The 12042-nt window shown below is 70.4% G+C and carries 12 protein-coding genes and 1 pseudogene; 7 read left to right on the top strand and 6 right to left on the bottom strand.

All coding sequences use genetic code 11. The features are described from left to right. Nucleotides 1-109: 109 nt before the first annotated feature. From IH68_RS0100760 to IH68_RS0100750, 3 genes and pseudogenes are all read left to right on the top strand, one after another. A pseudogene (locus IH68_RS0100760) lies at nt 110-505 on the top strand (zinc-binding dehydrogenase); the annotation flags it as partial. 220 nt (nt 506-725) lie between these two features. Next, on the top strand, nt 726-1412 hold the full coding sequence (locus IH68_RS0100755) for a response regulator transcription factor (protein ID WP_030926823.1): 687 nt from the start codon (nt 726-728) through the stop codon (nt 1410-1412). Further along, complete coding sequence (locus tag IH68_RS0100750) at nt 1405-2535, top strand: sensor histidine kinase (protein WP_037884420.1); 1131 nt, start codon at nt 1405-1407, stop codon at nt 2533-2535. The genes IH68_RS0100755 and IH68_RS0100750 overlap by 8 nt, the downstream gene beginning before the upstream one ends. A gap of 98 nt (nt 2536-2633) precedes the next feature. On the opposite strand, the gene IH68_RS0100745 is transcribed toward IH68_RS0100750, so the two are convergent. From IH68_RS0100745 to IH68_RS0100735, 3 genes are all read right to left on the bottom strand, one after another. Then, the gene (locus tag IH68_RS0100745; RefSeq protein WP_030926819.1) at nt 2634-3686 is read right to left on the bottom strand and encodes an aldo/keto reductase; all 1053 of its coding nucleotides are present in this window, start codon (nt 3684-3686) and stop codon (nt 2634-2636) included. A 188-nt stretch (nt 3687-3874) separates the two neighbouring features. Beyond that, nucleotides 3875-5119, bottom strand: a complete 1245-nt coding sequence (locus IH68_RS0100740; RefSeq protein WP_030926817.1) for a CaiB/BaiF CoA transferase family protein — start codon at nt 5117-5119, stop codon at nt 3875-3877. 78 nt (nt 5120-5197) lie between these two features. Then, nucleotides 5198-6013, bottom strand: coding sequence for an SDR family NAD(P)-dependent oxidoreductase (locus IH68_RS0100735; RefSeq protein WP_030926815.1), 816 nt, complete (start codon nt 6011-6013; stop codon nt 5198-5200). A 499-nt stretch (nt 6014-6512) separates the two neighbouring features. Here IH68_RS0100735 and IH68_RS0100725 point away from each other — a divergent pair, with 499 nt between their 5' ends. Continuing rightward, a complete protein-coding gene (locus IH68_RS0100725) occupies nt 6513-7007 on the top strand; it encodes a nuclear transport factor 2 family protein (protein ID WP_051833026.1) in 495 nt (164 codons plus the stop codon). Here IH68_RS0100725 and IH68_RS0100720 read toward each other — a convergent pair. Next, nucleotides 6991-7437, bottom strand: a complete 447-nt coding sequence (locus IH68_RS0100720; RefSeq protein WP_199931823.1) for an Lrp/AsnC family transcriptional regulator — start codon at nt 7435-7437, stop codon at nt 6991-6993. The two genes, IH68_RS0100725 and IH68_RS0100720, sit on opposite strands and share 17 nt — an antisense overlap. 74 nt (nt 7438-7511) lie before the next feature. On the opposite strand from IH68_RS0100720, the gene IH68_RS0100715 reads away from it, so the two are divergent. From IH68_RS0100715 to IH68_RS0100705, 3 genes are read left to right on the top strand one after another with little or no spacing between them, the layout of a single operon-like run. After that, a complete protein-coding gene (locus tag IH68_RS0100715) occupies nt 7512-8255 on the top strand; it encodes an AzlC family ABC transporter permease (RefSeq protein ID WP_030926809.1) in 744 nt (247 codons plus the stop codon). Further along, a complete protein-coding gene (locus IH68_RS0100710; RefSeq protein WP_030926808.1) occupies nt 8248-8574 on the top strand; it encodes a branched-chain amino acid transporter permease in 327 nt (108 codons plus the stop codon). The genes IH68_RS0100715 and IH68_RS0100710 overlap by 8 nt, the downstream gene beginning before the upstream one ends. Before the next feature lie 40 nt (nt 8575-8614). Continuing rightward, a complete protein-coding gene (locus tag IH68_RS0100705; protein ID WP_030926805.1) occupies nt 8615-9406 on the top strand; it encodes a thioesterase family protein in 792 nt (263 codons plus the stop codon). Between the two features lie 17 nt (nt 9407-9423). On the opposite strand, the gene IH68_RS0100700 is transcribed toward IH68_RS0100705, so the two are convergent. Together IH68_RS0100700 and IH68_RS0100695 are read right to left on the bottom strand one after the other, a co-directional pair. Then, nucleotides 9424-10113, bottom strand: a complete 690-nt coding sequence (locus IH68_RS0100700; RefSeq protein WP_030926802.1) for a response regulator — start codon at nt 10111-10113, stop codon at nt 9424-9426. Continuing rightward, nucleotides 10110-11780 carry an ATP-binding protein gene (locus tag IH68_RS0100695; RefSeq protein WP_078912254.1) on the bottom strand — a complete coding sequence of 557 codons (1671 nt, stop codon included), beginning with the start codon at nt 11778-11780 and terminating at the stop codon, nt 10110-10112. Before IH68_RS0100695 ends, IH68_RS0100700 begins: the two co-directional genes overlap by 4 nt. Between the last annotated feature and the right edge of the window lie 262 nt (nt 11781-12042).

Below are 12042 nucleotides of genomic sequence, written 5' to 3'. Positions count from 1 at the left end.
CCGAAAAGGCCGTTGACATAAATATGCGGCGCGACCGGGCACGCCTTGCCCGAACCGGTACCAAAAGCGAGGTGAGCGCGGTGAATGCCGAAGAACGCCAGGGCAGGACACGGCCCGCACCCTGGGCTGCAGCCATGCGGCGACCACGGCCGACGCGATCGAACGCCCGCGCGGCTGGGACGTGGTCATCGACGCCACCGGCAACGCCCGCGCCATCCAGAACGCCCTGGGCAGGGTCGGCAAGGGCGGTACGTACCTCCAGTTCGGTGTCGCCGACTATGCGGCCCGGGCGACGATCGACCCGTACCGCATCTACAGCGAGGAGATCACCATCACCGGCTCGATGGCGGTCCTGCACAGCTACGAGCGCGCCGCCGAGCTGTTCGCCGCCGGAGTGCTCGACCCCGACGTGTTCATCAGCGACCGGCTGCCGCTGGCGGACTACGTCGGGGCGTTGCAGCAGTTCCAGGCCGGCAAGGGCCGGAAGATCCAGGTCCTGCCGTAGCCGGCGGTCCCGGGTAATGCCGACTCGCGCCGGTTCCTTGATGCGGGGGTGCGGGTGCCGGAGTGCTGTCGGCGCCGGCGTCCGTGCCGTGGCGCACCACGGCAGAAGCTCCGTCGGACCGGGCTCGCCCCGCGCCGGCACCGGCGGGCCGGGACGTCTGACCCGTGTGCGCACGTCTTTGCATACGTCGGCGATATGTTGCGCTGCTTAGGCTGCGCACATGCGTGTGCTGATCGTGGAGGACGAGCCCTACCTGGCCGAAGCCGTCCGTGACGGTCTGCGGCTGGAGGCCATCGCCGCCGACATCGCCGGCGACGGAGACTCCGCCCTGGAGCTGCTCAGCGTCAACTCCTACGACCTCGCGGTGCTCGACCGGGACATCCCGGGCCCGTCCGGCGACGAGGTCGCCCGGCGCATCGTCGCTTCCGGCAGCGGTATCCCGATCCTCATGCTCACCGCTGCCGACCGGATCGACGACAAGGCTTCCGGGTTCGCGCTCGGCGCCGACGACTACCTCACGAAGCCGTTCGAGCTGCGGGAGCTCGTCATGCGGCTGCGGGCGCTCGACCGCAGACGCGCGCATGCCCGGCCCCCGGTCCGCGAGATCGCGGGCCTGCGGCTGGACCCCTTCCGCCGGGAGGTCTTCCGCGACGGACGCTACATCGGGCTCACCCGCAAACAGTTCGCGGTGCTCGAAGTCCTCGTCGCCGCCGAAGGCGGTGTCGTCAGCGCCGAAGAGCTACTCGAGCGGGCCTGGGACAACAACGCCGACCCCTTCACCAACGCCGTCCGCATCACCGTCTCCGCCCTGCGCAAACGACTCGGCGAACCATGGCTCATCGCCACGGTGCCGGGCGTCGGCTACCGCATCGACACCGCCACCCACCCTGGCGGCCCTCATGAATAGACGCCCAGGGCTCAGCGCCCGACTGAAACTGACCCTCAGCTACGCCGGATTCCTCCTCTTCGCCGGTGCTCTCCTGCTGGCCGTGGTGTGGGTGTTCGTGCTGCGCTGGCTCCGGACCGACGACCCCAAAGCCATCCAGCACAAAGTCGGCGTCGTGATCATCACCGGCTTCGACCGCTCCGATGCCCTGCGGGGCTTCGTCCCCGCCGCGGCCACGGCACTGGCCTTCCTCCTCGTCATCGGTCTCCTGGGAGGCTGGATCCTCGCCGGCCGGATGCTCGTACCACTGACACGGATCGCGGACGCGGCACGGTTGGCCGCGAGCGGATCGCTGTCCCACCGGGTCCACATGGAAGGCCGCGAAGACGAGTTCCGCGAACTCGCCGACGCGTTCGACACCATGCTCGAACAACTCGAGTCCCACGTCGGCGAGCAGCAGAGGTTCGCCGCGAACGCCTCCCACGAACTGCGCACCCCGCTGGCGATCTCCCAGACACTCCTCGACGCCGCCCGCAACGACCCCACGCGGGACCAGGGCGAACTGATCGAGCGCCTGCACACCGTCAACTCGCGGGCGATCCACCTCACCGAGTCCCTCCTGCTGCTCAGCCGCGCCGACGGCAGGAGCTTCACCCGCGAGCCCGTCGATCTCTCCCTCCTGGCCGAAGAAGCCGCAGAAACGCTGCTTCCTCTCGCCGAAAAGCGCGGGACCAACCTCGACGTCACCGGCGAGGCGACGCAGACCGTCGGCTCCTCGGCGCTCCTCCTGCGGATGGTGACGAACCTCGTCCAGAACGCCATCGTCCACAACCTCCCCGCCGGGGGCACCGTGACGGTCCACACCGAACCGCAGCAGGACGCGAGCGTGCTGCGGGTCGAGAACACGGGCCCTGCGCTCCCGCCGGAGCTGGTACCGACCCTCACCGAACCCTTCCAGCGCGCAACGGAACGCGTGCGCACCGACGAACATGCCGGCGTCGGCCTCGGCCTGGCCATCGTGCACAGCATCGTCCGGGCACACGACGGAACCCTCGACCTCACACCCCGCCCCAGCGGCGGCCTCGTCGTCACGATTCGACTTCCGGGCACGCCGCAGTCGTCGTCCGCGGGCGGGGCCCACTAGATCGCTGCGCGGCGGTCAGGCAGTGCCCGACCACTCCCTACTGCATGCACTCGGGAGCCGCCCAGACAAAGGCATGCCCCGGCCCTCGAACGACAGGCTCAGTCCGCGGCCGCCCGCTCCCCGGCCGGGCGCCTGCGCAGTGCGCTCTCAGTGAGCGACGGCGGCTGCCACACGCCGTCGGCCTTGTAGAGATCGGTGCCGGGCGCCACGATCTCGTCGATACGGTCGAGCACCGCGTCGTCGAGCAGCAGGTCGGCCCCCTTGAGCAGCGAGGTGAGCTGGTCCATGGTGCGCGGACCGATGATCACCGACGTGACGGCCGGATGAACCAGCGGGAAGGCTACGGCCAGTTCCGGCAGGGGGCGGCCCATCTCCTCGGCGAGGGCGACGAGTTGCTCGACGGCCGCGAACTTCGCCGGGTTGCCCGGGGCGTCGGGGTCGAAGCGGTGCGGGGTCAGTCTGGCGCGACCGGTCGTGAGGTCGACGGGCCGGCCCGCGCGGTAGGCGCCGGACAGGAATCCCGAGGCCAGCGGCGACCAGGTCAGCACGCCCATGCCCAGGCGCTGCGCGGTGGGCAGCGCGGCCCGTTCGATGCCGCGCGCGAGGAGCGAGTACGGCGGCTGCTCCGTACGCAGCCGCATCAGCCCGCGCCGCTCCGCCACATGGTGAGCCTCTACGAGGTCCTCGGCGGGGAACGTGGAGCAGCCGAATGCCCGGATCTTGCCTGCCCTCACCAGGTCGGTGAGGACGGACAGCGTCTCCTCGATGTCGGTGGTGTGGTCGGGGCGGTGCACCTGGTAGAGGTCGATCCAGTCGGTGTCCAGGCGTCGCAGGCTGTCCTCGACGGCCTTGAGGATCCAGCGGCGCGAATTGCCGCTGCGGTTGCGTCCCTCCCCGAGCGGAAAGTGCACCTTCGTGGCGAGCACGACGTCGTCGCGTCTGCCCTTGAGAGCCTTGCCGACGATCTCTTCGCATTCGCCGGCCGAGTACATGTCGGCGGTGTCCACGAAGTTGATGCCGGCGTCGAGCGCCGCATGGATGATGCGGGCGCTTTCCTCGTGGTCGGGGTTGCCGACGGCGCCGAACATCATCGTGCCGAGGCAGTGTGTGCTGACCTCGATGCCGGTCTTGCCGAGGACTCGATAGCGCATGGGGGTGCTCCGTCGCAGGCGGGGGCGGGTCGGAAGCGTGACTCTAGGACTTGGAGTGCACTTGACCGCAAGGGCGACCTGACCGTTGGTCACAAACAGGTCACGAGGTGGAATATGCGGGTGCCCCCGGTGACGGATCAAGAAGTCGTGGCCGTCGCGGGCCGAGTGGGTGTCTGTGCCGGGAACGGTCAGGTGGCCGATTCGTCCGCCGTGGAGGCCTGCGCGGCAGGGCGGTCGAGAATTTCCTCATTGTGCTGCCCCAGGTGTGGTGGCGGCAGTCGGTACTGGGCGGGTGTCCCGCTCAGTGCGATGGGGTTCGCGATCTGACGGGCGGGTGTGCCCTCGGCTCCGTGAGCGGGTGCGGGGGGAATGTCGACGATGCCCGGAAGACCGAGTTTCCGGGCGAAGTCGAAGGCCTCGTCAAGGGTGTTGACCGGTCCGGCGGGCACGCCCGCGGCCAGCAGGACCGACGACCAGTGGTCTGCGCCGGCCGCGTGCAGCCGTTCACTCAGAATGTCCCTCAGCTCGGTGCGATGACCGACCCGGTCGGCATTGGTGCGGAAGCGTTCGTCGAGGGCGAGACCGGAGTCCCCGACGATCTCGGCGAGCGCCGCGAACTGCCGGTCGTTGCCCACCGCGATCGCGAGGGGACGGTCGGCGGTCGGGAAGGTCTCGTACGGCGCGATGCTCGGATGCGCGTTGCCCAGGCGGCCCGGAACCACACCGGCGACGGCGAACGCCGACGCCTGGTTGACCATGGCCGACAGCAGCGAGCCGAGCAGATTGACCTCGACCCGCTGTCCTTCCCCGGTGGCGTCCCGGTGCCGGAGGGCGGCCAGGATGCCGAGCGTGGCGTGCAGGCCGGTGATCACGTCGACCAGTGCCACGCCCGCCTTCGTCGGCTCCCCGGCCGCGTCCCCGGTCACGCTCATCAGACCGCCGACGGCCTGCACGAGCAGGTCGTATCCGGGGATCGTCGCGCCGGCACCGGCCCCGAAGCCGCTGATCGAGCAGTAGACCAACTCCGGGTGCCGGGCGAGGAGTTCGCGATGGCCGAGCCCGAGCCGTTCCATCGTGCCGGGACGGAAGTTCTCCACCAGGACGTCGGACTCGGCGACCAGGGCACGGGCCTGCTCGAGGCCGGCCTCGGTCGTGAGGTCCAGGGTGACGGATTTCTTGTTGCGGTTGACGCTCAGGAAGTACGTCGACGTGCCGTCCTGGTCCGTCGGGGGCTGCCAGGCCCGGGTGTCGTCCCCCGTGCCCGGCCGCTCCACCTTCACCACGTCGGCGCCGAGATCGGCGAGCAGCATGGTGGCGTAGGGCCCCGCGAGGACCCGGGAGAAGTCGGCGATGCGCAGACCCTCCAGCGCGCCGCGCCCGGCCCCGCCGAGAACGCCGGACCGTCCGTCCGGCGCGTTGTCCTGAGTGCTCACGCACCCTCCTCACTGATCGTCCCGCTCACGCGAACCACGCTCCACGGGAGCCGTACTCCGGCGCACCGGCCGTCCGACTCATCGACCCCCGTCGCGGCGCTCGACGCTGAAGTCGAACGCCAGGGTTCCCGCGTCGCGTGCCGAGACTCCGCCGTCCACCGTGAGCACCGCACCGTTGACGAACGACGCGGCGGGCGACAGCAGCCAGGCGATCGCCTCGGCGACCTCGGACGGGTCGCCGGGCCGCCCCGCGGGCACCAGCTTCGTCGCCTCTTCGTAGGCCTCGTCCACGCCGTTGCCCAGTCCGGATTCCTCGGCGAAGCGGGCCATACGACGATCAGCCATCTCGGTGCGTACCCAGGTGGGGCACACCGTGTTGGCGCGCAGCCCCTGGCCGCCGTAGTCGACGGCCAGCGAGCGGCACAGCTGAAGCAGAGCGGCCTTGGAGGTGGCGTACGCGGCGTTGCCGACCCCGTTGCGCAACGCCGCAACGGAGGCGACGGCAACGACCGAACCGCGGGTCTCCAGCAGGTGCGGGAGTGCGGCGCGCAGCAGCAGGAAGGGGCCCGTCAGGTTGGTGCGCATCACCAACTCCCATGTCTCGTCCGAGAGATCCCCCACCGCACCGCTGCGTCCGACGCCCGCGTTGAGGACCAGTCCGTCGAGCCTGCCGTAGCGCGAGACCGTGGCCTCGACGAGCTCACCCACGGCGGTCGCATCCGTGAGATCGGCGACGTGCGGCAGGGCACCGGTCTCGTCGGCGACCCGCTGCAGCGGCTCGGGCCGTCGTCCACCGATGACGACCTCGTGTCCGCCGGCCCGCAGCAGCCGGGCGGTTGCGGCGCCGATGCCGGTTCCTCCGCCGGTGACCACCACAACGCGCTTGTCAGCCATGGCCGTTGGCCCTCCTCATCGACACAAAACAGGACTGCATGATCTTACGCAGACCCGCTCCTGAACCTCAGCTCACGCGTTGTTCGGCCAGGTCCAGCCAGTGCTCCACGTCGCTGGGGGTGAAGTGCCTGATGGCCCAGTCGACCATGCGAAGGCTCATGTGTGTTCGGTGGCCGGAGCCGGACAGCCCGCCAGCCGCAGCGCCTCGGTCACAGCAAGCGGTCCGGCCCGCATCTCGTCAGCCCGGCTGTGGGGCCGCCACTTCAGAACGGACCGGTGACCGTCCGTCCAGCGCACGTAGGCGGCACCGACCTGTCCACCCGGGCAGGCTCCTTCGAGAGTCAAACGGACGCCGGCCTGCGCGCGAAGGGCGTCCACCATGCGGGCGGCATCGAGCCGCTCGGCACGCGCCCACCTTTGAGGAGAAGGACTCATCGTCATCACGGCATCCCATCAGACACGTTGACCTCAACTGCGCTTGAGGGTGGAGCCTTCAGGCATGGACATCGAAGAGATGCAGCGACAGTTGCAGGCCCTGACCGACCGCGCCGAGATCACCGATCTGTTGGACCGCTATCTGCGTTCCCTGGACGCGGGGGTTTTCGACGAGGAATGGGCCCGCGCGTTCCACACCGAAGACATCACGGCGGAGATGCCCATCGGCACCGTCCGTGGTCGCGCTGCTCTGCTGGCCCGCGTCCGGCAGGGCATGGCGCTGTTCGACCGAACCGTGCATCTGGGCACCAACGCCGTCATCGAGATCGACGGTGAGCGGGCCACCACCCGTGGCGCGCAGCTGAGCACCCACGTCCTGGCGGACGGCACCGGCAGCGTCTTCATCTCCGCGGGCCATGCCGACGCCGAACTGGTCAGGACGGCCGAGGGTTGGCGGATCTCCGCCTCGACACTGCGGGTGGTGTGGACCCAGGGCCCGCCTCCACAGGTGCCGGCACCAACCACCGTTGAGCCGTCCTCCGCTACGGGCCCGGCTTGACTGTCTTCATCGTGAAATGCGACGTCACGTTCTTGATCCGGGGGATGGTCATGACCCGCCGGCTGAGGAAGGCCTCGTAGGCGGGCAGATCGGCGACGGCCACGCGGACGAAATAGTCGGGGCTGCCGAACAGCCTCCGCAACTCCAGCACTTCCTCAGCCTGCGCCAGGGTCTCCTCGAAGCGCTCGACCGTCTCCGCGTCCTGCGCCTCGAGGCTCAGGTCGAGCAGGACCTCGAACGAACGCCCCACGGACGCCGGGTCGACCACGGCCCGGTAGCCCCGGATGACGCCGTCGGCCTCCAGCCGCTGGACCCGGCGCAGACACGGCCCGGTCGTCAGCCCGACCCGCTGGGCCAGCTCCACGTTGGTCAGCCGCCCGTCCCGCTCCAGCTCGGCAATGATTGCCTTGTCGATCGCATCCACAGACATAACATTGCACATAAGCAGCCCAGCCGAGCAATATTCGCAATCACATGCCACGGGTTCTACGAGACGATGGACCCGTGGAACAAGACGTACTCCCCCGCACCGCCGCCCCGGCGCCGGCCGCTCGCCGGACGCAGCCGGCCCTGGGCGTCCGCGACTCCTTCTCCGCGGGCCTCGGCATCTTCCCCCTGGGCATAGCCCTCGGCCTGTTGATCATCCAGGCCGGACTGCCCTGGTGGCTCGCCCCCGCCCTGTCCCTGGCCGCGTTCGCCGGCTCACTGGAACTGCTGCTGGTGGGCATGATGGCCAGTGTCACGCCGCTCGCCGCGGTCGCCCTGACCGTGCTCGTGGTCAACTTCCGGCATGTCTTCTACGCCTTCTCGTTCCCGCTCCACCTGGTCAAGCACCCGGTGGCCAAGGCGTACGCCGTCTACGCCATGATCGACGAGGCGTACGCCGTCAGCGCCTCCCTGCCCGAGCAGGAGCGGTCGGCGCCCCGGCTGCTGGCCATGCAGATCGCCTGCGAGACGTACTGGGTCGGCGGCGGACTGGTCGGCGTCGCCCTGGGCGCGGCGCTCCCGGCACCCGTCAAGGGCCTGGAGTTCGCGCTGTGCGCGTTGTTCACCGTGCTGACGCTGGACGCGTTCCGCTCCCGCAAGGAGCTGCCGTCCCTGCTGCTTGCAGGTGCGAGCGCCACCGTCGCCCTGGTCGTCACCCCGGGCATGGCCATGTTCACCGCGCTGCTGTTGTTCGTTGGCCTGCTGCTGGCCCGCCATGCCGTCAGCGCCCGGCGCAACGTCCAGGAGGCCGCCGGTGCCTAGCACCTCGTATCTCATCGCTGTGCTGGCGATCGTCTTCAGCATCACGCTCGCCCTGCGGGCCGTGCCCTTCGCCGTGCTGGGCCGGCTGCGCGGCTCGGCGATCGTGCAGCGGCTGGCGGTGTGGATGCCGGTCGGCATCCTCGCCATCCTGGCCGTGACCGCACTGCACGGCACGATCACGAACGACGCGCACGGCACCTGGTACGCGCTGCTCGCCGTCGCCGTCACCATCGGCGTGCATCTGGCCTTCGGCCGTCGCACCATCCTCAGCGTCGGCGCCGGCACGGCCGTGTACATCGTGCTGCTCAACTCTCTCTGAACCCGCCGTACCCCACGAACTCCCCGAGGAGAAACACCCGTTGAGCCCCGACAGCTACTACGAGCCCGTCGCCGACCACCGCTACAAGCCGACGACGCATGCGGGCGGAGCGTGGGCGCCGGACGAGCAGCACTTCAGTCCGCTGGGCGGGCTCGTGGTCCACGCCCTCGACCGCCACCGGGCCGGCCGCCCGGACGACGGGCTGGTGCTCTCCCGGATCAGCTACGACATCCTGGGCCGGCTCGCCCTCGACGAGTGCGAGATCGAGGTGGAGAGCGTCCGCCCCGGCCGGACCATCGAGCTCCTCGAAGCCGTCGTACGGATCGCCGGCCGCCCGGTCGTGCGGGCCCGCGCCTGGTACCTGGCCGCCCTCGACACGAGCGCGGTCGCGGGCGGCCCCGCGGACCGTCTCGCCCCGCCCGTGTCCCTCACGCCGTGGCGGATGTCCGACGACTGGCCCGGCGGCTACATCGACTCCGTGGAGGTCCGCCCGGTCGCACCGCCCCGGCCGGGCCGTACGGCCGCGTGGATCTCCACACCCCTGGACCTGGTCGCCGGCGTTCCGGTCACACCGCTCGCGTCGTATCTCGCCCTGGTCGACACCGCCAACGGCATCGCGGCCCGGCAGCCGCCCACCGCGTGGATGTTCCCCAACGTCGACCTGACCGTCCATCTGCACCGCCAACCGCGAGGCCCCTGGACCGGATTGGACACCACGGTCATCTTCGGCCCGTCCGGTCAGGGACTCACCGGCACCGTCCTGCACGACGTCGACGGCCCGGTCGGACACGCCCAGCAGATCCTCACGGTCAGGCCGATCCCCGGGGCATGAGTGGGCCGGGCGCCGGCTCAATGGACGATCCGGTAGAGGTGTTCGGGACGGCCGGTGGTTCCGTAGCGAAGTTCGAGCCGGACCATGCCCTCCCGTACGAGGTACGAGAGGTAGCGCTGGGCCGTGGCGCGGGAGACTCCGGTGAGTTCGGCGGCCTGGGCCGCGGACAGGGACTCCTGAGCGGTGCGCAGGACCTGGTGCAGAAGGGCCAGGGTGGGTGCGGAGTGACCCTTGGCCGGAACCCGGGGCACGGCCGGTGGTCGGGCGGCGCTGAAGAGGGCGTCGACGTCGGCCTGGTCGGTGCGCGGGGCGAGGCCCAGGGCGTCGACCCGGTGCTGGAGCTCGCGGTAGGCGGTCAGCCGCTCGGCCAGGTCGGCGGCCCCGAACGGCTTGACCAGATAGCCCACGGCACCGAGCTTCATGGCGGTCCGCACCGAGGTGATGTCCCGGTCGGCAGTGATCATGATCGCGTCGGGCCGGGCGCCGCCCGCGTCCCCACTGAGCTGCCGCAGCACATCCAGGCCGCTGCCGTCCGGCAGGAAGACGTCGAGCAGCAGCAGATCGGGGTGGAGGGTGTGCACCGCGTCCAGCGTCTCGGCCACCGTCGCGGCCCGGCCGACCACCTCGAAGCCCTCGACGCGGGAGGCGTAGTCGCAGTGGATGTCGCTGACGCGGAAGTCGTCGTCCACCACCACAATCCTGATCATCCGCGGTCACCTCCGGTCGGCGAGGCCGTCGTGAACTGTGCGTCTCGTGGTACGGGTGTGGCGTCCGGCAGCGGCAGTACGACGGTGAAGACCGCGCCCGGGCCCTCGCTGACCGTGATGGCTCCGCCGTGCCGCGCGGCCAGCCGGTGGACCAGGGCCAGGCCGAGGCCGCGCCGGGCGGTGCCCCGGTCGGGCCGGGTCGACCAGCCGTCCTCGAAGATCGACTCGGCGGCGCCCGGCGGAATCCCCGACCCGCTGTCGGCGACCCGCACCATCACCTGGTCGACGGCTTCGATGAGCGTGAGCTGCACCTCGCGGCCGCCCGCCGGGGGCGGTCCGCCGGCCGCCGCGTCGATCGCGTTGTCCAGCAGGTTGCCGACGATGGTCAGCAGCCGGCGCAGATGCGGCGGGTCGTCACCGAGCGCGGAGTCGTCGCTGAGTTCCAGCTTCACCCCGCGTTCCGCGGCCACCGTGGTCTTGGCGACGATGAGTCCGACGAGCAGCGGGTTGCCGATCCGTTCGCGTACGGACTCGGTCAGCGCCTGGTCGGCGCCGGCCGACTCGACGGCGTAGGCGTAGGCGGCGTCGTGGTCGCCGATGTCCAGCAGCCCGGCCAGGGTGTGCATGCGGTTGGTGAACTCGTGCTGCTGGGCGCGCAGGGCGTCGGTCAGCCCGCGTACGGAGTCCAGTTCGCGCAGCAGCCCGATCAGCTCGGTGCGGTCCCGGACGGTGACCACCGCGCCCAGTTCACGGCCGTGCAGTGTCACCGGCATCCGGTTGACCGCCAGGCAGTGGTCGTCGGTCAGCACGTTGAGGTCGGCGCCGGTCAGGGTGCCGTCCAGGGCGCGGCGCAGCCGCCCGGAGGGCAGCACCTCCTCGAGCGTGCTGCCGAGCGCCGTGCCGAGGCCGAGCAGGGTGCGGGCCTCGTCGTTGACGACGGTGATCCGGCCGTCGGGGTCGAAGGCGACGACGCCCTCGCGGATGCCGTGCAGCATCGCCTCACGGTCCTGCAGCAGCCCCGCGATCTCCTCCAGTTCCAGGCCGAACGTCGTCCGCTTCAGCCGCCTGGCCAGCAGGAATGCGGCGGCCGAGCCGAGCGCGACGGCGATCGCGGAGTACAGGGCGAAGGTGGGCAGCTCGCGCCAGAGCTCGCCCAGCACATAGTGCTCGGGGATGCCCGCGGACACCTCGCCGACCAGCCTGCCGTCGGGCGCTTTCAGCGGGGCCTTGCCGTTGGCGGAGCGCCCGGTGGCGCCCTGGTCGGTGCCGACGTGCGACTTGCCGTCGAGGACCACGATCTGGTCGCCCGTCGGCTCGCCGATCAGCGTCGGGTCCGGGTGCGAGTGGCGCACGCCCTTCAGGTCGAGCACGACCACATAGGACGCGCCCGACGCCTTGCGGAACCGCTCGGCGACCCTCTGCACGATGCCGTCGCCGCCCCCGTGTGCCATGGCCTGCCGGATCTGCGGATCGGCTGCCGTGGTCTGGGCGATGTCCAGGGCCCGGCCCTCGTAGGCACGGTCGATCTCGGCACGCTGGGCGAACGCGAACAGGATGAAGCCGATGACTCCGGTGAGGGTCAGGATGGCCAGCTGGTTGGCCAGAATCCGCGCGGAGAGCCTCCCCTTCCCGGCACGGCCGATCCGGATACGGAAACGGATGGGCATCACAGGTGCCTCAGCCCTTGTCGTGCTGCCGGGCCCGGCCCCTTCGCCGTACCCGTGGTGGCGTGATTGTGACCCACTGGCGAGTTTCTGCCCACCCCCCGCATGCTGAGCAGAACGAGCAGAACCCCTGGCAATACGGCTAACGCGGGATACGTCTGAAACAGCGACGTAACCCCCGGTGTCCTTTTAGCGTCTGCCTTCCTCGATCTCCGAGGTTAGGAAGGAGACGGCCTCAGATGGCTTCGCGAAACGATGCCGCGCC

The organism is Streptomyces sp. NRRL S-646 (genome assembly GCF_000720765.1).
Taxonomy (GTDB): Bacteria; Actinomycetota; Actinomycetes; order Streptomycetales; family Streptomycetaceae; genus Streptomyces.
Note: the sequence above shows the minus strand (reverse complement) of the source record. Positions and strands in the feature narration are given on the sequence as shown.